Genomic DNA, 19,904 nt, shown 5'->3' on the forward strand with positions numbered 1-19,904 from the left:
CGCTGGTTAGCGAAGCCGCTCCTGCAGCGCCAGCGCTGCGGCGGGGGCGCGCTCCTTGGCGCCGTTGATCATGAAGATGTACGGTGCACGGCCGTCTTTGCGCCACTTGCGACCCTTGGCGGCGAACGCGTCGAGCGCGGCATCGTCATAACCGGTCGGCACGTCCTCGCGCATGCGCTGAAGGCGCGCGTAGGCGACGCTGGCGGTGTCGACATCGATGCACGGGAATTCGTCGTCATCGCCGAACACGACCGCCACGTCATGGTCGCGGCAGAGCGCGAAGAAGGCGTCGTCGCGAAAGCTCTCGTGACGCGGCTCGATCACGTGGCGGAGCGGAATGCCCTCGAGCTTTGGCGGCAGGAGCTTGAAGAACGCGGCGATGTCGTCGCGATCGAACTTTCGGCGAGCGGCGAGCATCCACAGGATGGGGCCGAGCTTTGCGCCCAGTGCCGCCATCCCCTGCGCGAAATAGACGCCGAGACCCTCTCCGGCATCTGCGAGTTGCGGACGAGTGACGACATAGCGCGAACCCTTGATCGCAAACTCGAAACCGTCCGGGACCTCCTTCTCCCAGGCGGCCCAGCTCTTCGCGCTTTGCCGGCCATAGAAGGTCGCGTTGATCTCGATCGCGCCGAACTGCCGTGAGGCATATTCGAGCTCGCACCGCTGGGGCACGTCGTCCGGGTAGAAGTTTCCCCGCCAAGGCGGAAAGCTCCAGCCGCCGATGCCGACGCGGATTTGCGCGTCCGCCATTTAACCGTCGAATTCGAGCTCGGCGGCGGCCCCGCCCGTCAGCGTATTGGGCCTGTCGGGCGCGACCGGCACACCGCCATCCGTGTCGCTGTCACGATCGCGGCGGCGGTTCAGATTCCGCAGATAAGCCGCGAAGCCGTCGAGGAGCGAACGCCGCGTTCCCGAACGAGTGCTTCTGCGCGCCATTGCGACGATCCATATAGGAAGGTGTGCGGCCGCTCCAACATTCGGCTAGCTGAAACGATGCACTCCTCCGACATCCGCAACATCGTCATCCTCACCGGCGCCGGTGTGTCGGCGGAGAGCGGGCTGGCGACTTTTCGGGGGCCGGACGGCTTGTGGGAGGGGCACCGCGTAGAAGATGTGGCGACCCCTGAGGCGTTTCTACGCGATCCGGCGCTGGTCCATGCCTTCTACGATGCGCGGCGGGCCACGCTTGGAATGGTCGAGCCCAACGCCGCCCACCGCGCTCTCGCCCGGCTCGACGCCGAATGGGCCGGCGAACTGCTGCTCGTGACACAGAATGTCGACGACCTGCACGAGCGTGCCGGATCGAATCGGCTGCTGCACATGCACGGCGAACTGGCGAAGGGATGGTGTCTTGGATGCGACGAGCGGTTCGGCTGGACCGGAGCGATGGGCGAGGCGGCCGAATGCCCGAGCTGCGGCACCAGCGGAACGGTCCGCCCGGACATCGTGTGGTTTGGCGAGATGCCGTATGAGATGGACCGGATCGAGGAGGCGCTGCAGCGCTGCGACCTGTTCGTCTCGATCGGCACGTCAGGCGCGGTGTATCCCGCTGCGGGCTTCGTCCAGACCGCGCGCTATTGCGGAGCGCGGACGCTCGAGATGAACCTAGAGCCGAGCCTCGGCAGCTACATGTTCGACGAAAGCCGCACCGGGCGAGCAGGCGAGCTGGTGCCCCAGTGGGTCGATCAGGTGTTGCGCGCCGGCTAGTCCGCCCACTCGAGCCCAATTTCGCGGTAGAGGCTGCGATCCTCGCCCCACTTCGGGTTGACCTTGACGTGAAGGAACAGGTGCACCGGCCGGCCGAGGTGCCGGGCGATCTCCGCGCGCGCCGCGGCGCCGATCGCCTTCAGGCGCGCGCCGCCCTTGCCGATCACGATCGCTTTTTGGCTATCGCGCTCGACCAGCACCTGCTGGCGGATTTCGGTCGAGCCATCGGGGCGGTCGGTCCAGGTCTCGGTCTCGATCGCCGCCGCATAGGGCAACTCCTGGTACAGCTGGTTGACTATCTGCTCGCGCGTCAGCTCGGCGGCGATCATTCGGTCGGTCGCGTCGGAGACCTCGTCCTCGGGGTAGAGCCACGGTCCCGCAGGCATCGCGTGGGCGAGCGCCGACTTTACGTCGTTGACGCCGTCGCCCTGAACGGCGCTGATCATGAAGACCTTCTCGGGATTCAACCGGGCCGTGACGTCGGTCGCCAGGCCGAGCAGCGCGGCCTTGTTCACCAGGTCGATCTTGTTGAACACGAGGAACAAGGGATGCTTGCGCTCGCCAAGCGAGCCGATGATGCGCTCCGCTTGAGCGTTGAGGCCGGTGGCCGAGTCTATCACGAACAGGGTGAGGTCGGCGTCCTGTGCGCCGGTCCAGGCGGCCGCGACCATCGCCCGGTCGAGCCGCCGGCGCGGCTCGAAGATGCCCGGCGTGTCGACCAGCAGGATCTGCGTGTGACCCTCGATCGCGATGCCCATCAGCCGCGCGCGCGTTGTCTGCGCCTTGGGGCTGACGATCGCGACCTTCTGGCCGACCAGGGCGTTGACCAGCGTCGACTTGCCCGCGTTGGGCGCGCCGATGACCGCGACAAACCCGGCCCGCGTGTCCTTATCGCTCATTGCAGCTGCTTCAACAGTGCCTCGGCCGCTTCGGTTTCGGCTTCCTGCTTGCTGGTTCCCTCGGCGGTCGCTTCGCCGAGACCGGGCACCGACACGCGGACGGTGAATTTGGGGTGGTGATGGGCGCCGGTCCGGCCGACCACTTCGTACACCGGCGGCTTGCATTCGCGCTCGGCGGCGAGTTCCTGCAGCGCGGACTTAGGATGCTTGGGGGCTTTTCGCTGCTCGGCGAGGTGGGAACCCCAGATGCGGCCAACGAACTGCACCGCAGCGTCGGTTCCGCCGTCAATCACGAGCGCGCCGATCAGCGCTTCGACCACGTCTCCGACGACATTTTCGCTCTGATTCGCGCCGTCGTCTCGTGCCTGCTTGCCGAGGCGCACCAGCGACGGGATGCCAAGCTCGCGCCCGATTTCCGCGCAGGTTTCGCGCGCGACGAGCACATTGTAGCGCCGCGAGAGATAGCCTTCGGGCTCCTTGGGATAGCGGTCGTACAGCGCCTGGGCGATGGCGTGTCCGAGCACGCGGTCGCCGAGGAACTCCAGCCGCTCGTAATTGTCGGTCCCGACGCTCGCGTGGGTCAGCGCAAGCTCGAACAGTCGCAGATCCTTCGGCTGGTGCCCGAGCTTTTCGCGAACGAACTTGGCGACGTCAGCTTTCACTCGGCTTCTCCCGTATAGCCATTGCCGATGCGGCTCGCGCGGAGCGCGGTAAACCAGGTCCACGGCTTCCAATACGATGCGCTCCCGTCGGTCGACCAGAAGGTGACGAGCGCGCGCCCGATGAGATCGTCCATTGGCACCATGCCGATGCCGCCTTCGGCCGCTGAAAAGCGGCTGTCGAGGCTGTCGTCGCGGTTGTCACCCATCAGGAACACGCGGCCGGCCGGCACGCGGACAGGGCCGAAATTGTCTGCCGGCCCATGTTCGACCTGGTCGAGCACCGTGTATGACGGCCCTCCCGGCAGGCTTTCGAGGTAAGCCGGATAGACGCAAAACGCGCGGCCGGAGCCGGCCGACATCGCCTGTACCGCCGGCGGAACAGCCTGGCAGGGGCTGTTGGGGGTCACCGGCACCTTGACTGGCGGAAGCTTCTGGCGCGTCACCGGCTTTTCGTTGAGGATGAGCCGGCCGTTGGAAATGGCGACACTGTCGCCGGGAAGGCCGATAACGCGCTTGATCAGGTCTGCATTTTCGTCCGGGTGGTGGAAAACGACGACGTCGCCGCGCTTCGGCAGATCGGCGAGGATTCGACCTTCGAATGACGGAAATCGCATCGGGAAGCTGTAGCGCGAATAGCCGTAGGGCCATTTCGCCGCGATCAGATAATCGCCGATGTAGAGCGTCGGAAGCATCGATCCCGATGGGATATTGAACGGCTGGACGAGGAAGCTCCTCAGCGCCCAGGTCAGGACCACGAGCGTCAGGAAAAACCGGGCGAGGCTCCAGGCGCTCTCCGGCTTCTTGTCTTCGGCGGGGCGGCTGCGGGAGGAGCGGGCGCGCATGCCGCCTGCTGTTCGACGAGCGCTCGCGCGAGGTCAAGCCGGGGTGGCAATTGGCGGTCGCTCCATTATGTGCGCGGCCATGGCAGGACCACAGCAGCCGGGCGGGACGAAGACGCTGAAGCAGCTCTTCCAGGCCGAGCCGGACCGGCTGAGCCGATTCACGTTCGACATTGCCGGCGCGCACTTCGACTGGTCGAAGACGCATCTCGACGCGGCGCTGCTCGACCAGTTCCTCACACGGGCGGAACAGGCCGGATTTGCCGCAGCCCGCGACGCGCTGTTCTCCGGTGACATCGTCAATCCGAGCGAGGGCCGGCCCGCGACCCACGTCGCTGAACGCGGCAGCGGGGCGCCCGAGGAGGCCGACCTTGCGGCGGCCCGCCGCGCGCGCATGCGCGCACTGGTCGACGCGATCGAGGCCGGGGCGTTCGGTGCGCTCACGGGTATCCTCCACATCGGCATCGGCGGATCGGTCCTCGGGCCAGCGCTGCTCGTCGACGCGCTCGGACGCCGGACCTCGAACCTGACCGTGCGTTTCCTGTCCAACATCGATGGCGCGGCGTTCGAAGATGCGGTGGAGCCGCTCGACCCTGCGACGACGTTGGTCGTCGCCGCGTCGAAGACCTTCTCGACGCTCGAAACGCTTGCCAATCTCGACGCTGCGCGCGCGTGGCTTCGCGCAGCTGGCGTGTCGGACCCCGACGGGCAAGTCGTCGCGGTGACGGCGAAGCCGGAAGCCGCGGTCGCGCAGGGCATCGACGAAAGCCGTATCCTGCAATTCGGAGACGGGGTCGGCGGCCGCTATTCGCTGTGGAGCTCGGTCGGCCTCAGCGCCGCGCTGACGCTCGGCTGGGACGCATTCGAGACATTGCTTGAAGGCGCCGCGGAGATGGATCGCCACTTCCGCTTCGCCGAGCCACGCGACAATGTGCCTCTGATCGCCGCCTTCGCCGACCGGCTCTATGGCGAAAGCTTCGGCTGCCAGACCCGCGGCGTCTTCGCTTACGACGAGCGGCTTCGGCTGCTGCCCTTCTACCTCCAGCAGCTCGAAATGGAATCGAACGGCAAGTCGGTCACCACGGACGGACAGCCGGTCGCGCATCCCACGGCGCCGGTCACGTGGGGCGGCACCGGCACGGACGCGCAGCATGCCGTGTTTCAGCTGCTCCACCAGGGGACCGTGCTCGTGCCGGTCGAGTTCGTGGCGGTCAGCGACGGCGACGATTCGCAGGACCCGGAACATCACCGCCTGCTCCTGCTCAACGCCTTCGCGCAGGGCGCGGCGCTTATGGAGGGGCGCGAGAGCGACGATCCGCAGCGCAGCTATGCCGGCAATCGCCCGAGCGCAACGATCCTCCTCGACCGTCTCGACCCGCGCTCGCTCGGGGCGGTGATCGCCTTCTACGAGCACAGGACGTTCGCAAACGCGGTGCTGCTCGGCATTAACCCGTTCGACCAGTTCGGGGTCGAGCTCGGAAAAGAGATCGCGCGGCAACTGGCCGAAGGCGCCGACGAGGAGCGACTCGACGCCTCGACGCGGGCGCTGATGGAAAGGGCGGGGGTCTAGTGTCCGATTTCGACCTGTTCGTGATCGGTGCCGGATCGGGCGGCGTGCGCGCGTCGCGGGTGGCCGCGGCGTATGGCGCGCGGGTCGCGGTGGCCGAGGAGTATAAGGTGGGCGGAACCTGCGTGATCCGCGGCTGCGTGCCCAAGAAACTGCTGGTCTACGGGTCGCATTTCGCCGAGGACCTCGACGACGCCGCGATGTTCGGCTGGGACGTGCCGGCCAAGACGTTCGACTGGGCCGTGCTACGCGACAATGTGCTGGGCGAAGTGTCGCGGCTCGAGGGCGCCTACACCGAGACGCTCAAGACCCATAAGGTGACGATCCTCCAAGAGCGCGCGACGCTGACCGGGCCCAATTCCGTCAGGCTCGCGAGCGGCAAGGAAATCACCGCCGACAAAATCCTCATCGCGACCGGCGCGCGGCCGGTGATGCCGGCGATCGAAGGCATCGAGCATGCGATCAGCTCGAACGAGGTCTTCCACCTCGAACGCCTGCCGAAGCGGATCGTGATTGCCGGCGGCGGCTATATCGCCAACGAGTTCGCCGGCATCTTCCACCAGTTCGGTTCCCATGTGACGCTGGTCAATCGCACCGACGTGATGCTGCGCCACTACGACCAGCAGATTGTCGATCGGCTGATCCAGATCTCGCTTCGCAAGAACATCGATTTCAAGTTCCACGCGACGATCGACCGCGTCAGCCGCGACGTGAACGGTCGATTGCACATTGCAATGACCGGCTGCGACGACCTCGAGGCCGACGAGCTGCTGTTTGCGACGGGCCGGCACCCGAACACCGAGGACCTGGGACTGGAGGCTGTGGGCGTCGAAACGGGCGACAACGGCAAGGTGGGGGTCGACGAGGACAACCGTACGTCGGTGCCGTCGATCTTCGCCGTCGGCGACGTCACCGACCGCGTGCAGCTGACCCCGGTCGCAATCCGCGAAGGGCAGGCGTTCGCCGACACCTTCTTCGGCAACAAGCCCTGCCGCGTCGATTATGGGTCCATACCGTCGGCGGTGTTCAGCCATCCGCCGCTCGCGGGCGTCGGCATGACCGAAGGCCAGGCGCGCAACACCATAGGGCCGGTAAAAATCTTCACCTCGGACTTCCGGCCGATGAAGAACGTGCTCGCCGGGCGCAACGAGCGCTCGCTCTACAAGATCGTCGTCGACGCGGAGAGTGAGGTCGTGGTCGGCATCCACATGATCGGGCCCGACGCGCCGGAAATTCTCCAGGCCGCCGCGATCGCGGTCAAGGCGAAGTTGAAGAAGAGCGATCTCGACGACACGCTCGCGCTTCATCCGACCATGGCCGAAGAGCTGGTGCTGATGCGGTGAGCGTGCAGGACGCAATCATCATCGGCGCGGGCCACAACGGGCTGACCTGCGCTTATTACCTCGCGCGGCGGGGCCTGAAAGTCACGGTGATCGAGGCTGCCGGGAGCGTCGGCGGTGCGGCAGTGACCGACGAATTCCTGCCGGGTTTCCGCAACTCTGCGGCGAGCTACACCGTCAGCCTGCTCCAGGCCAAGGTGATCCGCGACATGCAGCTCGAGCGGCACGGGCTGAAGGTCGTGCTGAGAAAAACCGACAACTTCCTCCCCGGCGACGGCGGCTATCTGCTCGCCGGCCGAAACGGCCTCACGCGCAAGGAGATCGCGCGGCACCACAAGGGCGACGCGGAAGCCTACGACCGCTACGTCGCCGAGCTCGAAACGGTGGTGCGGCTGCTCAAGAAATGGCTGCTGCGCGCGCCTCCGAACGTCGGCCACAGGGTCAGCGCCATCCCCAAGCTGCTCAGCCTCGGCCGCGACATGGCGGGGCTGAGCCTCGCCGAGACGCGGATCGTCCACGATTTCGCGGTGCGCAGCGCGGCCGACATCCTCGACCGCCATTTCGAGGGCGAGCTCGCCAAGGCGCTGTTCGGCTTCGATGGCGTGGTCGGAAATTTCGCTTCGCCGCAGTCGCCGGGCACCGCCTACGTGCTGCTCCACCATCTGTTCGGCGAGGCGGCGGGCGTGCCGGGCGCCTGGGGACACGCGATCGGCGGGATGGGCTCGATCACCCAGGCGATGGCGCGTGCCTGCCGCGAGGCCGGGGTCGACATCCTGCTCAATATGCCGGTCGAGGAAATCATCGTCGCCAATGGCCGCGCGTCGGGCGTGGTCGCCGGCGGCCGGGCGCACCGGGCCAAGGCCGTCATCGCGGGCGTGAACCCGAAGCTGCTGTTCGACCAACTGGTGCCGCAAGGCGCCGTCGAGTCGGACGTCGCCGCGCGAATGCACGGCTGGAAGTGCGAGAGCGCGACCTTCCGCATGAACGTCGCCTTGGCGGAGCTTCCGAAGTTCACAGTGCTGCCCAAGAAAGGCAATCATCTGACCGCCGGCATCATCATGGCGCCGAGCCTCGACTACATGCACCGCGCGTATCTGGATGCGGCGGTGAACGGCTGGGCAAGGCAGCCGATCATCGAGATGCTGATCCCGTCGACGCTCGACCCGGGCCTTGCGCCCAAGGGCAAGCATGTCGCCAGCTTGTTCTGCCAGCATTTTCGCTACAACCTCGGTCCCGGTCGTACCTGGGACGAGGAGCGCGACGCCGCTGCGGACCAGATCATCGCCACCGTCGATGATCACGCGCCGGGCTTCGCGAAATCCGTGCTCGGCCGGCAGATTCATTCGCCGCTCGACCTCGAGCGCCGCTTCGGCCTGATCGGGGGCGATATCTTCCACGGCAAGATGAGCCTCGACCAGCTATTCAGCGCTCGGCCGATGATCGGCGCGGCGGATTACCGCATGCCGCTGAAGGGCTTGTACCTGTGCGGCTCTGGCGCGCACCCGGGCGGTGGAGTCACGGGCGCCCCCGGCCACAACGCCGCCCACGCGGTGCTCGCAGACCGGCGCTTGTGGAGCCGGCGGCATTGAAGCCGCTCGATGGCATCAAGGTCGTTGATCTCAGCCGCGTCCTGGCGGGCCCCTGGTGCACGCAATTGCTCGCCGACCTCGGCACGGAGGTGATAAAAATCGAGCGCCCCGGCGCCGGAGACGATACGCGCCATTGGGGTCCGCCGTGGCACGGCGAAGGCGAGGACCGCGTCGCCGCATATTTCCTCAGCTGCAACCGCGGCAAGAAATCGGCGGCGATCGATTTCTCGCGCGAGGAAGGCGCCGCGCTGGTGCGCAAGCTTGCCGCAAATGCTGACATTGTCGTCGAAAATTTCCGCGTCGGCGGGCTCGAGAAGTTCGGCCTCGATGCCGTTTCTCTCCGCTCGGCGAACCCACGCCTTGTCTACGCTTCCATCACCGGCTTCGGGCAGGACGGCCCCTACGCTGACCGCGCCGGCTACGATTACATTATCCAGGGCATGGGTGGGCTGATGAGCATCACCGGCCTGCCCGACGGCATGCCCGGCGGCGGGCCGATGCGCGTGGGCGTTGCGGTGGTCGACCTGTTCACCGGGCTCTACACCTGCGTCGCGATCCTTTCCGCGCTCTACCGACGGGAAAAGACGGGCGAGGGCACCCACATCGACATGGCGCTGTTCGACACGCAGCTGGCGATGCTCGCGAACCAGGCATCCAACGCCTTGGTCTCCGGCAAGGACCCGCCGCGACAGGGCAATACGCACCCCAACATCGTGCCCTATCAGCCGTTCGAAGCCGCGGATCAGCCGATCATCGTCGCCATCGGCAACGACCGGCAGTTTGCCCGTCTTGCACGAATCTGCGGTCATCCCGAATGGACCAGCGACGAGCGCTTCACGTCGAACGCGGCCCGGGTCGCAAATCGGAGTGAAATCGTGCGGCTGGTCAGCGAGGCCATCGCGCACAGGCCCGCGGCCGAGTGGCTCAAGCAGCTCGAGGCCGCCGGCATCCCGGCCGGGCCGATCAACAGCATCAGCCAGGCACTGGGCGACGTCCAGGCGCAGCACCGGCATATGGTGCGCACGATCACCGGCATGCCGCTGGTCGGCTCGCCGATGCGGTTCGACGGCGCGCGGGCGGATTCCGACCTGCCGCCACCCTCCCTTGGCGAACACACGTATGAGATCCTGGAGAAGCTCGGACTCGGGGAACCGGAAATCGCCGCGCTCAAGACCGCCGGCGTCATCGGTGGTTGAATTCGTGCTAAACGCATGAGCTTGAAGCGGAGCAGCGTTCGGCGCAAACAGGCGCCGGAGGAGGGTCCGTGGCCCGCGTATTCCTGAGCTACGCACGCGAGGATGCCGATTCCGCCAGGCAATTGGCGGAAGCGATCGGTCGCGCTGGACACGAGATATGGTGGGACCGTCACCTCCACGGCGGCTCACAGTTCGCGACCGAAATCGACAAAGCGCTGAAGAATGCGGAGGCCGTGGTCGTCCTGTGGACGGATTCGTCGGTCAATTCGGCGTGGGTGCAGGACGAAGCCGCAGAAGGGCGCGACACCGGCCGCCTGGTGCCGATCAGCCTCAACGGCTGCCGGCCGCCCCTCGGCTTTCGCCAGTTCCACACTGTAGAGTTGGGCGCCTGGAATGGTGATGGCGATCCCGCGCATCTCGACGAGCTGCTGGAGGCGATCGGCAAGACCGCGGGAACGGCAGCCGCTGCAACGCCGTCGACCACGCCTGCCGACGCCCCGCCCGAGCGAAAGATGTCGATCTGCGTGTTGCCCTTCGTGAACATGAGCGGTGAGCCCGAGCAGGAATATTTCAGCGACGGGATCAGCGAGGACATCATCACCGACCTGTCGAACGTTTCCGCTCTGTCGGTGGTGGCCCGCAACACCTCCTTCACGTTCAAGGGCGAATCTATCGACGTGAAGGAGATTGCCGAGAAGCTCTGTGTCACGCACGTGCTCGAAGGAAGCGTCCGCAAAGCGGGAGACAGGGTGCGGATCACGGGACAGCTGATCGACGGCGCCAAGGGCGACCATGTCTGGGCCGCGCGCTATGACCGGGACCTCACCGACATCTTCGCCATCCAGGACGAAATCTCGAAAGCGATTGTCGAGGCGCTGAAGGTCAAGCTTCTGCCCGCGGAGAAGAAGAAGATCGAGCACCGCGGAACTTCCAATGTCGAAGCATACGACTTGTACCTGATGGCGCGGCAGCAATGGATCAGCGGCACCTTCGGAACCGTTCGCCGGGAGCAGTCGATCGCGCGTCTTTGCAGGCAGGCGACGCTGCTCGACCCGGAGTACGCGCAAGCCTGGGCGCTGATGGGGCTCGCGCAGCTCGAGCTGCGATTCGTCCATGGCCACGACGAGGACGCGCTTTCCGCAGCCGAGACGGCGTTGGAGATCAACCCAGGCCTCGCCGAAGCTCACTGCATCAAGGCTCGCTATCTGGAGGAGGAAAGCCGCACCGAAGAGGCAGAGAAACAGATTCGGACCGCTCTGAAGCTCGATCCGGAGTCATGGGAAGTGAATCGTGAAGTCGCGCGCATGCTCTTCCGCCACGGTCACATTCGCGAGGCTATTCCTTTTTTCGAGAAGGCTGCCTCGATGAACGATACCGATTGGCACAACCCGCTCATGCTTATGACCTGCTATGAAGGTATCGGTGACGAGGCGCAGCTCCGCCAGGCAGCCCTCAAGGTGCGCGACAGGGTGCAAATAGCGGTCGCCGCAGACCCGACCAACGGAACTGCCCTTGCCTCCGGTGCACACGCGCTCGGCGAATTGGGCGACAAGGACCGGGCGCGCGAGTGGATGCGCCGTGCGCTCGTTCTCGATCCTGACAATCTCGTGATGCGGTACAACAGCGCGTGCGCCATTCTGCGCCGCTTCGGCGATAATCAAGAGGCGCTGAAGACACTGCAGCCGTTTTTCGAGGCGGTGACGAGCACGACCTGGGTGTGGCATGCGGAGGCGGATCCCGACATGGGCCCCATCCGCGACGATCCGCTGTTCAAGGAAATGCTTTCCGCCGCCAAGCAGCGGCTGGGCATGGCGGAATAATCGGGCGTGGCGCGCATCTTTCTCAGCTACGCACGAGAGGACAGCGACGCCGCGAAGGAGCTGGCGGACGAGATCGGCCGCGCCGGCCACGAGGTGTGGTGGGACCAGCACATCCAGGGAGGCTCGCGCTTCAGCCGCGCGATCGACCAGGCGCTCAAGGATGCCGAGGCGGTCGTGGTCCTGTGGTCGGACACTTCCGTGGAATCGGCCTGGGTCCAGGACGAAGCGGCGGAGGGCCGCGACAGCGGGCGGCTCGTGCCGGTGCTCCTCGACCGCTGCAAGGCGCCGCTCGGCTTCCGCCAATTCCAATCGGTCGACATGTCGCGGTGGAGGGGCGGCGAGGGAGCGGAGCTCACCACGTTGCTCGAGGCGATCGCAAACACCGCAACGCCGGCGCAGGCGGAGCAGAAGGGCGCGGCAAGCACCAAGCCAGCGCCGACGACCCAGTTCTCCATCTGCGTGCTTCCGTTCGTGAATATGAGCGGCGATCCCGAACAGGAATATTTCAGCGACGGAATCACCGAGGACATCATCACCGATTTGTCCAAAGTCTCCGCGCTGCTGGTAATCGCGCGCAACACCGCCTTCGCCTTCAAGGGCAAGGTGATGGACGTGAAGGATGTTGCGCGTTCGCTCGACGTCACCCACGTCATGGAAGGCAGCGTGCGCAAGGCCGGCGACCGCGTCAGGATTACCGCGCAGTTGATCGACAGCGCGACCGGTGGGCATGTGTGGGCCGATCGCTACGACCGCGACCTGACCGATATTTTCGCGATACAGGACGAGATTTCGAAGGCGATTGTCGCGGCGCTGCGCGTAAAGCTGCTGCCCGACGAGAAGAAAGCGATCGAGGCGCGTGGCACATCGAGCGTCGAGGCTTACAACCTGTACCTGATGGCACGGCAGCAATGGGTGACGGGCGACTATAGCGATGTCCGCCGCGACGAAACGATCGCGCGAATTTGCCGCCAAGCGCTGTCGTTCGATCCCAATTACGCCCAGGCTTGGGCACTGATGGCGCTTGCGCAAACGCAATTGCTCCTGATGCACGGAAGAGACGTCGACGCGCTTCCCGCCGCCGAGCGGGCGCTGGAAATCAATCCCGACATCGCCGAAGCCCATTGCGTCGTCGCGCAACTGCTCGAGGAGCAGGGCAAGCAGGCCGAAGCGAATGAAAAAATGCAGACGGCGATGCGCCTGGACGGAGAATCGTGGGAGGTGAACCACGAGGCCGCGCGGCTGATGTTTCGACAGGGCCGAATTCGCGAAGCAATCCCGCTGTTCGAAAAGGCCGCTTCGCTGATGCAAAGCGACTGGCACAGTCCGATGATGCTGACGACCTGCTATCAGAGCGTCGGCGACCAGGAGGCTTTGCTTCGGTTTGCGCGATTGGCGATCGAGCGCGCCGAGATAGCGGTTGCGAAAGACCCCACGAACGCCCAAGCGCTCGCAGGCGGGTCAACCGCGCTCGCGCTCATTGGCGAGGAGCGCAGGGCGCGGGACTGGATCGATCGGGCACTGCTGGTCGATCCCGACAATGTCATCATGCGATACAATCTCGCCTGTTCGCTGGCGGCTCGCCTGGAGGACAGAGATAGGGCGATCGAAGTGATGGAGCCTTATTTCGAGCGCGTGGCCAGCCTGACCCGAATCCGGCATCTGAGCGCTGATCCGGACATGGAGAACATTCGCGACGATGCGCGCTTTCAGGAGATGCTCGCCGCCGCCAAGCAGCGGCTCGGCATGTCGGTCTAGCGGCAGGGATGGCACGCATCTTCCTCAGCTACGCCCGCGAAGACGCCGATTCGGCGAGACGAATCGCGCAAGCGGTTGGCGACGCCGGGCACGAGGTCTGGTGGGACGAGCAAATCCACGGCGGATCGCGCTTCACTTCGGCCATCGACCAAGCGCTCAAGAACGCCGAAGCTGTCATCGTCTTGTGGTCGAAGGTTTCGGTCGAATCGGCCTGGGTCCAGGACGAAGCCGCCGAAGGCCGCGATAGTGGCCGGCTCGTACCGGTCCTGATCGGCGAGACCAAGCCGCCGCTGGGCTTCCGCCAGTTCCAGTCGATCGACCTGTCGCGCTGGAGCGGCCGCGACAGCCCCGAGCTGCACGGCCTCATCGACGCGATTGGGAAGATCGTCGGTAGCAGCGGGACCGCCAAACAGGCCCAGGCGGAAAGCGAGGGCAAACCCGACACGGCCTCCATCTGCGTGCTTCCGTTCGTCAACATGAGCGGCGACCCGGAGCAGGAATATTTCAGCGACGGCATCTCCGAGGACATCATCACCGACCTCTCCAAGGTTTCGGCGCTGCGGGTGATCGCCCGCAACAGCGTCTTCAACCTCAAGGGTCGGGCGATCGACATCAAGGAAGTCGCCGAGATGTTCGGCGTCAGCTACGTTCTGGAAGGAAGCGTCCGCAAGGCGGGAGACCGGGTGCGGATCACCGCGCAGCTGATCGACGGCAAGGGCGAGGATCACGTCTGGGCCGACCGCTACGACCGCGACCTCAACGACATTTTCGCCATCCAGGACGAGATTTCCAAGGCGATCGTCGCGGCACTCCGCGTGAAGCTGTTGCCGAACGAAAGGAAGGCCATCGAGCGGCGCGGGACCAGCAATATCGAAGCTTACAAGCTCTACCTAATGGCGCGCCAGCACCTGATCAGCGGCACGTTTGGCGACATCCGCCGCGACGAGGCGATCGTCCGCATTTGCCGGCAGGCGACGGCGATGGACCCCGACTACGCCCAGGCATGGGCGCTGATGGCGCTCGCCCAATCCGAGCTGCGTTTCTGGCATGGCAAGAAAGAAGATGCGCTGCCCGCCGCCGAGCGCGCTCTGTCGATGAACCCCGATTTGCCCGAGGCGCGCTGCGTCAAGGCCCGTTATCTCGAGGAGGAAGGGCGGCAAGAAGAGGCGAACAGGGAAATCGAAACCGCGCTGCGCCTGGATCCCGAATCGTGGGAAGTGAATCGCGAGGCGGCTCGGCTGATGTTCCGCGAAGGCCGGATCGACGCGGCCATTCCCTTATTCGAGAAAGCCGCGTCGTTGATGGACTCCGACTATCACAATGTGGCGATGCTGATGACTTGCTACGAATCGGTCGGAGACCATGACAAATTGATGGATGCGGCGAAGCGGACGCTCGAGCGCGCCGAGGCGGCGATCCAGAAAGACCCGACGAACGGCGCCGCGCTAGCCGTGGGTTCTGCTGCGCTGGCCCTGTTCGGCGAAGCCGATCGCGCAAACGAATGGATGCAGCGCGCGCTGTTGCTCGACCCCGACAATCTCTCGATGCGTTACAATTTGGCGTGCGCGCAGCTCACCAATTTGAAGGACAAGGAAGGCGCGCTGGCGATGCTCCAGCCGTTCTTCGAGCAGGTGACCGCACCTGCCCACATCCGTCACCTGGAGGTCGATCCGGACATGAACGCTATCAGAGACGATGACCGGTTTCAGCAAATGCTGGCCGGCGCAAAGGCCCGGATGGGCATCGACAGCGCAGCCTAGCAGCGACTTACGGCGCAGGCGTTCCCGGCGCGCCTAATTCGACTTGCTTGCGCTTGCGACAAGCAGGTCGAGCTGGTTCTGGCAGCCGTTCTCGATCAGCACCTTCGCAGTCCCGACGAGATCGTTCGGCACGGCCCCCACCGTCACTACGTCGACGCTGCTCTTGTCGCCGGTGCCCGACCATTCGATCTGATATTGCTCGCCGCTCTTGACCGCCAGCGTGCCGGGCCAGGCCGTAAGCGCCTTGCCCGCAGCCCAGCTCAGCTTCTGCTTGCTCCCGTCGGAGGCCTGGACCTCGACGCTCGCCTCCGCCTCGGTATTCGGCCGCCACAGTTGCAGCTTGCTCGCGTCCGTGACGCAGACCTTGCCGCTCTGGGTCACGTCGATGTCCCAGATGCTCGGGTTATGCGCGACTTCGGCGGCACGGAGCGCTCCGAAGCGGCCGCGCTGGCTGGCGGCGGAGGCGAGGCTGATCTGGCTGGCCTCGAAGTTCCCGGGACCGCGCAGCGTCTTTGCCGCGCCGGGCCCGAGGATGGTCACCACGTCACCGCCCTGGAGCGTGATCTTGGCGCTGGCGGGAAGCGTCTTGCCCGGCGGATAGGCCTTGGCCGAGGGACCAAGCGATTTGACCACCACGACATTGGCCAGCGCCGCTGTCGAACTCAGGGCGATGGCAATCGCTGCGCCCCACAGCATCGGCTTCGCTCGCATCATTCCAACTCCTTCATTGCGCGTTCGCGACATTGTACTTGATGGCTTCGGCGCGCGTCAGGCAGCGCCGCGTCGATCCGTCTCCCGGCCCGTCAGGGACCGCCTTCTGCTGGTACATGATTTCGGTCAGCAGCTTTCGCGAGACGCCCATGCGGATCAGGAAGTCATTATCCTCGCTGGCGAGCAATGCCGAGTCCTGCTCGACGTCGCCGATCAGCCCGATCGCGTGATCGGTGCCCTTGGCGAGCTCCGACCGCACGGCTTGCTTGTCGGAGACGTGCGTGAACATGTGGACCGCGAAGATACCGCCTTCGTCGACGTAGCGGATGGCCCCGCCCATGAACATGAAATTGCAGGCGGAGAAGCAGGCCCAGCCATCCGGGATCCTGGTCGGAATGCCGCTCGCCCGAATAACCTTCCCGGCGGCGTTGCCCGCGCGCGCGTCGCCGCCCGGCGACCGGAGCCAGATCTCCTGCACCGGATCGTTCGCCTTGAGTGCATCCTGCAGCCGCGCCGCAACATCCTCGTCGATCTGCCCCTCCGCCTTGAGCACTCGGACGCCGCCCACGGTCTCCAGCGTGAACTTCATGGCCGGGTAGGTCGACCAGTTGAGATATTGCGGGCAGGTCGGGTTGGCGGGATCCGCCGGCTGCGCCGCGGCCACGTTCACGAGCAGAAGGCAGGCCCCCAGGCCCATTTTGATGCGCCCCGAAATCACGTCACACCCTGACGTATGCGCTCGCGCCCTTGGCCCTGCACATCTTCTTCGGCACGGTCGTCTCTTCGCCATCGACGATCACCACGTCGGTGACCGTCAGGCATTGGCCGCCATCGGCGAGCTGCTGCTGGCCAGTGACCTTCGAGGTGCCGGAGACGTTCGGCCGGCTTTCGCTAGTCCAGCTGACTTCGGTCCCGACGCCGCCGCGAACGGCCTGATCGGTCGCCTTGGCCGCTTGCTGCTGCTCCTTGCAGTCGAGCAGCTTGATGAGCTCGTCGCCGAGGTAGGATGCGGCCGGCATTGCGAGCGACCAAACCTGGCTGCTGACGCCGGCGCGGCCGAGTACGCCGCCGGCCAGACCTCCGAGCACGCTGCCGAACATCGACCGCTTGGCCTTCTTCTGCGCCGTGTCCTGGCACTTTTGGGGGTTGGCGGGTTGCGCCTGCGCATTGGGGTTCTGGGTCTGCGCGACAGCCTCGCCGCCGTTCAGGACCGCTACCGGCGCGACCGCCAGCAGCCCGGTCAAAACCAAGGCACGCAACATTGACTCCCCCCCTTTATCGCTTCGTGGAGTGAATTATCCTTTGATTTTCATAGGGTCAATGAAAGCAACGAGAATTGAGAGGGATCAGGCCGTGCCGCGGGAGCGCTTCGCCGAAACCGTGCCGGGGCCGTCGCCGAGCATCGCTTCAATGGCCTCGATCCGCCGGCTGTTGTCGGCGATGAGGTCAATGACCTCCGCCTCGCGCGCCTCGCGCTTGATCACGGTGCGAATTGCGCGCGCGATTTCTTCCGAAACCTCGGCGAGCGCGTTCTGCTCGGCGCGGCTCGGCAAGGAGCCGTCGGGGCGCGGGCCGACCAGGAGGAAGCCGATCGGCTCCTCGTCTCCCGAGCTCGGAACGAGCGGCACCCGGATCGGGAAGAGCTTGTCGGATGGCTCGCAAATGTCGGTCCGGTAATCCTGCGCGAAGACCGACGTCCGCCAGGTTTCGACCTCATCCTTGCCGAGACCGCGAACGTTGAGCACGCAGCCGTTGACGATCATGGCGGCGCGCACGGCACGCACCCCTCGGTCGACCTGCGCCAGGATCTCGCCGATCATTTCGTCGAGTGAAGCCGTCTCGCGCATGTCACGCACGCTTTGCGGCAGGTCGTTGCGTAGCAGGAACAGGTTCTTCTGGAACTTCCTTTCCGACCAGCGCTGGACCCGCTCCTGGATCGGGTTGACCATGATCGTCGCGAGCGCCGCCGCGAAGATGATTGGTCCCTGGCTGTTGGTGTTTCCGGAATAATTGTAGATGAACTGTTTGACCGCGTCCCCGGCCGCCGCGAAAATCGCCGCGACCCCCAGCGTGATCACCGCGAAATTCACCGAACGGCCGATGACGATCTCGGCGTCGTAGAGCCGATACCGCAGAAGCGCGATCAGCAAGCCGACCTGAAGGAAGAGCATGGCGAATGCGAAGCTGAGGCCCGACGCCATCTCGACGAGCAGCTGTGCTCCGAAGCTGTCGGTCGACCATTTGAGAGAATCGCAGACGATCGAGATGCAGCGCAGCACCGCGTAAGCGCTGATCCCGAACAGGGCCCAGCGGATCTGTTGCTTTTGCTCGCTCGAGTCGGTCCTTTTCAGCCGACGCAGCATGGCGAGCACGCCGATGATCATGAAGCAGATGAAATAGGTCTGGTAGATCGTACCGCGGAGAAACATCAGCAGCGGCAGGCAGGCGATCAGCCCGACCACACGCCACGACAGATTGCCGTGGGGGAACAGCAGGATGCCGGTCAGGAGCAGGATGTTGCCGAGGTCGTAGAGAGCGACATTGAAGTCGCGCGGAAGCCCCATCGCCGTCAGGAACACCGTCGAGGGCTGCTCCGCGGCAATGTTGAGGAGCACGGCGAGTGACAGCAGCGAACTCACGATGTCGCGCGCATTGCGGCGGTGGAGCAGCCACGCAGCCCACAGCAGGAACGGGTAGAAGAAGACGTGGAGCAGGTCGATGAAGCTGAGCACGGTGGGCGAGATACCGAGCGCGCGGGCACCGGCGTCGACATGCTGCTCGCCGGTCGTGACGGTCACGTCGCGCACTCGCCCGTCGGGGTCACGCACCGTCAGCGGGATTTCCGATTGGCCTTCGGCGAACACCACGTTGCCCATCAGATTGTAGGCGGGATCGTTGGCGTGCTCCGCGAGCGCCTTCTCGTTGAAGGGCATGCTCTTCGGCAGCGGGATTCCGTAAATGGCGATGATATGGTCGCCTGGAATCAGGCCGCTATCGGCGGCATGGGGTCCGACGGTGAAACGCACGACCGTCGCGTCGCGCGGCGACACAGCGAATCCCGCGCGGCTTCCAAGGAAGAGCTGCGAGTTGTTCGGCTTCTCCGTGTAGCGGTAGTAGAATCCGATAACCGGACCGGCGATCGCGAGCACCAGCACAAGCGCCCACACCGCCGTGAACAACCGATAGCCGAGCGTGTTGAACTTCGGCACGACCGGGGGCAGCCGGAACCTGCCTTTCAGCGCCTGGTCGGTCCTCGGCAAGGCAAGCAGCATCCGCTTCAGCTCCGGCGCTGATTATCTACGCATTATCATGGGCGGCGCGGACGCGGCGCGCAATCGCTATGTGCTTGAGCCGCCTTCGCTCTCGATGCCCTGCTCGCCATAGCGCGATTTGATGAAGCGGCCCTGCGTCTCGAACGCCGCCATGTCCTGCCGGGCAAGCTGTTCCGACACGTCCGACAGTGCCGCACGCGCTGCGGCGAGGCTCTCGACCAGCCGCTCATCCACCGTCTTGCCTTCGCCGTCCTGCTCCTGCCGATAGGCGCGGGGCACGTTCGCGTAGCGCTCGATCAGGCCGGGCAGGTGGATCGACATCAGCCGGCGCGCATCCTGGGCGCACGGGTCCAAAGTATCGACGCGATCGAGCGTCTGCTTGAGCGCCGGGAGGGTCGCACTGATCGCGTCGAGCTGCGGCTGCGCCGTCGCGGGAAGCCCCCGGCGGACGTGGTAGAGATACGAATCGAACCGTTCGACCATGGCGCCATTGGGAAGATCGGCCGTGGGGGCAGGGGCCGACACGACCTGCCTGCCGCCGCGTGCGATGAGGACGCCGGCCACGACGACGCTCGCAATCACGGCTGCAAGGAAGCCGAAGAGACCGATCGGGTTGAAAAAGCCGATGAAGATCGCCGCAAGCCAGACGACCACGACGCCCGCCGCCACCTTCGCCGCCGTGCGGCCCAGCCCCGCGTTCAGCCGCTCCCGTTCGCGCCGGGCGGCAGCCCGGACGGGGCCGCCGCGCTGGTCGAGCTGCTGCGTGACGCGGTCGAATCGCGCA

18 protein-coding genes are annotated in these 19,904 nt (G+C 65.5%); 8 read left to right on the plus strand and 10 right to left on the minus strand.

Annotated elements, in window-relative coordinates; translation table 11 throughout:
- Positions 1-6: 6 nt before the first annotated feature.
- Together GH737_RS01610 and GH737_RS01615 are read right to left on the minus strand one after the other, a co-directional pair.
- Positions 7-753 carry a DUF72 domain-containing protein gene (locus GH737_RS01610; RefSeq protein ID WP_155263113.1) on the minus strand — a complete coding sequence of 249 codons (747 nt, stop codon included), beginning with the start codon at positions 751-753 and terminating at the stop codon, positions 7-9.
- Positions 754-939 (minus strand): hypothetical protein, encoded by a 186-nt coding sequence (locus GH737_RS01615; RefSeq protein WP_155263114.1) that lies wholly within the window; start codon positions 937-939, stop codon positions 754-756.
- A gap of 57 nt (positions 940-996) precedes the next feature.
- Between GH737_RS01615 and GH737_RS01620 the strand changes: the two genes are divergently transcribed.
- Positions 997-1,710, plus strand: coding sequence for an NAD-dependent deacylase (locus GH737_RS01620; protein WP_155263115.1), 714 nt, complete (start codon positions 997-999; stop codon positions 1,708-1,710).
- Here GH737_RS01620 and era read toward each other — a convergent pair.
- The 3 genes from era to lepB are packed head-to-tail and all read right to left on the minus strand — an operon-like array spanning position 1,707 to position 4,113.
- Positions 1,707-2,609: a GTPase Era gene (gene era, locus GH737_RS01625; RefSeq protein ID WP_155263116.1), complete on the minus strand. Its 903-nt coding sequence runs from the start codon at positions 2,607-2,609 to the stop codon at positions 1,707-1,709. The two genes, GH737_RS01620 and era, sit on opposite strands and share 4 nt — an antisense overlap.
- The gene (gene rnc, locus GH737_RS01630; protein ID WP_230558567.1) at positions 2,606-3,271 is read right to left on the minus strand and encodes a ribonuclease III; all 666 of its coding nucleotides are present in this window, start codon (positions 3,269-3,271) and stop codon (positions 2,606-2,608) included. The genes era and rnc overlap by 4 nt, the downstream gene beginning before the upstream one ends.
- The gene (gene lepB / locus GH737_RS01635) at positions 3,268-4,113 is read right to left on the minus strand and encodes a signal peptidase I (RefSeq protein WP_155263118.1); all 846 of its coding nucleotides are present in this window, start codon (positions 4,111-4,113) and stop codon (positions 3,268-3,270) included. The genes rnc and lepB overlap by 4 nt, the downstream gene beginning before the upstream one ends.
- Positions 4,114-4,192: 79 nt before the next feature.
- On the opposite strand from lepB, the gene pgi reads away from it, so the two are divergent.
- The 7 genes from pgi (at position 4,193) to GH737_RS01670 (ending at position 15,137) form a co-directional block, all read left to right on the plus strand.
- Positions 4,193-5,680: a glucose-6-phosphate isomerase gene (gene pgi, locus GH737_RS01640; protein WP_230558568.1), complete on the plus strand. Its 1,488-nt coding sequence runs from the start codon at positions 4,193-4,195 to the stop codon at positions 5,678-5,680.
- Positions 5,680-7,020, plus strand: coding sequence for a glutathione-disulfide reductase (gene gorA / locus GH737_RS01645; RefSeq protein ID WP_155263120.1), 1,341 nt, complete (start codon positions 5,680-5,682; stop codon positions 7,018-7,020). The genes pgi and gorA overlap by 1 nt, the downstream gene beginning before the upstream one ends.
- Before the next feature lie 2 nt (positions 7,021-7,022).
- Entirely contained in the window at positions 7,023-8,606 is a 1,584-nt protein-coding gene (locus GH737_RS01650) for a phytoene desaturase family protein (RefSeq protein WP_230558569.1), read from the plus strand.
- Positions 8,603-9,802 (plus strand): CaiB/BaiF CoA transferase family protein, encoded by a 1,200-nt coding sequence (locus GH737_RS01655; protein ID WP_155263122.1) that lies wholly within the window; start codon positions 8,603-8,605, stop codon positions 9,800-9,802. Before GH737_RS01650 ends, GH737_RS01655 begins: the two co-directional genes overlap by 4 nt.
- 68 nt (positions 9,803-9,870) lie before the next feature.
- The gene (locus tag GH737_RS01660) at positions 9,871-11,622 is read left to right on the plus strand and encodes a TIR domain-containing protein (protein ID WP_155263123.1); all 1,752 of its coding nucleotides are present in this window, start codon (positions 9,871-9,873) and stop codon (positions 11,620-11,622) included.
- Positions 11,623-11,628: 6 nt separating this feature from the next.
- Positions 11,629-13,377, plus strand: coding sequence for a TIR domain-containing protein (locus GH737_RS01665; RefSeq protein WP_155263124.1), 1,749 nt, complete (start codon positions 11,629-11,631; stop codon positions 13,375-13,377).
- An 8-nt stretch (positions 13,378-13,385) separates the two neighbouring features.
- Entirely contained in the window at positions 13,386-15,137 is a 1,752-nt protein-coding gene (locus GH737_RS01670) for a TIR domain-containing protein (RefSeq protein ID WP_155263125.1), read from the plus strand.
- A gap of 33 nt (positions 15,138-15,170) precedes the next feature.
- On the opposite strand, the gene GH737_RS01675 is transcribed toward GH737_RS01670, so the two are convergent.
- The 5 genes from GH737_RS01675 to GH737_RS15075 form a co-directional block, all read right to left on the minus strand.
- A complete protein-coding gene (locus tag GH737_RS01675) occupies positions 15,171-15,851 on the minus strand; it encodes a hypothetical protein (RefSeq protein ID WP_155263126.1) in 681 nt (226 codons plus the stop codon).
- 10 nt (positions 15,852-15,861) lie between these two features.
- The gene (locus GH737_RS01680) at positions 15,862-16,545 is read right to left on the minus strand and encodes a COG3904 family protein (RefSeq protein ID WP_155263127.1); all 684 of its coding nucleotides are present in this window, start codon (positions 16,543-16,545) and stop codon (positions 15,862-15,864) included.
- A gap of 22 nt (positions 16,546-16,567) precedes the next feature.
- Positions 16,568-17,110, minus strand: coding sequence for a hypothetical protein (locus GH737_RS01685; protein ID WP_155263128.1), 543 nt, complete (start codon positions 17,108-17,110; stop codon positions 16,568-16,570).
- 84 nt (positions 17,111-17,194) lie between these two features.
- Positions 17,195-19,120, minus strand: a complete 1,926-nt coding sequence (locus GH737_RS01690) for a PDZ domain-containing protein (RefSeq protein ID WP_155263129.1) — start codon at positions 19,118-19,120, stop codon at positions 17,195-17,197.
- Between the two features lie 66 nt (positions 19,121-19,186).
- Positions 19,187-19,904 (minus strand): hypothetical protein (locus tag GH737_RS15075; RefSeq protein ID WP_196232917.1); only part of this gene is annotated, 718 nt, incomplete at its 5' end.

Origin of the sequence: Sphingomonas segetis (genome assembly GCF_009720245.1) — a bacterium.
Classification (GTDB): Bacteria; Pseudomonadota; Alphaproteobacteria; order Sphingomonadales; family Sphingomonadaceae; genus Sphingomicrobium; species Sphingomicrobium segetis.

Coding starts and splice junctions, on each gene's coding strand:
- GH737_RS01670 (WP_155263125.1), top strand. CDS start 13,386: ATGGCACGCATCTTCCTCAGCTACGCCCGCGAAGACGCCGATTCGGCG.
- GH737_RS01675 (WP_155263126.1), bottom strand. CDS start 15,851: ATGATGCGAGCGAAGCCGATGCTGTGGGGCGCAGCGATTGCCATCGCC.
- GH737_RS01680 (WP_155263127.1), bottom strand. CDS start 16,545: ATGGGCCTGGGGGCCTGCCTTCTGCTCGTGAACGTGGCCGCGGCGCAG.
- GH737_RS01615 (WP_155263114.1), bottom strand. CDS start 939: ATGGCGCGCAGAAGCACTCGTTCGGGAACGCGGCGTTCGCTCCTCGAC.
- lepB (WP_155263118.1), bottom strand. CDS start 4,113: ATGCGCGCCCGCTCCTCCCGCAGCCGCCCCGCCGAAGACAAGAAGCCG.
- GH737_RS01690 (WP_155263129.1), bottom strand. CDS start 19,120: ATGCTGCTTGCCTTGCCGAGGACCGACCAGGCGCTGAAAGGCAGGTTC.
- GH737_RS01610 (WP_155263113.1), bottom strand. CDS start 753: ATGGCGGACGCGCAAATCCGCGTCGGCATCGGCGGCTGGAGCTTTCCG.
- pgi (WP_230558568.1), top strand. CDS start 4,193: ATGGCAGGACCACAGCAGCCGGGCGGGACGAAGACGCTGAAGCAGCTC.
- GH737_RS01620 (WP_155263115.1), top strand. CDS start 997: ATGCACTCCTCCGACATCCGCAACATCGTCATCCTCACCGGCGCCGGT.
- era (WP_155263116.1), bottom strand. CDS start 2,609: ATGAGCGATAAGGACACGCGGGCCGGGTTTGTCGCGGTCATCGGCGCG.
- GH737_RS01685 (WP_155263128.1), bottom strand. CDS start 17,110: ATGTTGCGTGCCTTGGTTTTGACCGGGCTGCTGGCGGTCGCGCCGGTA.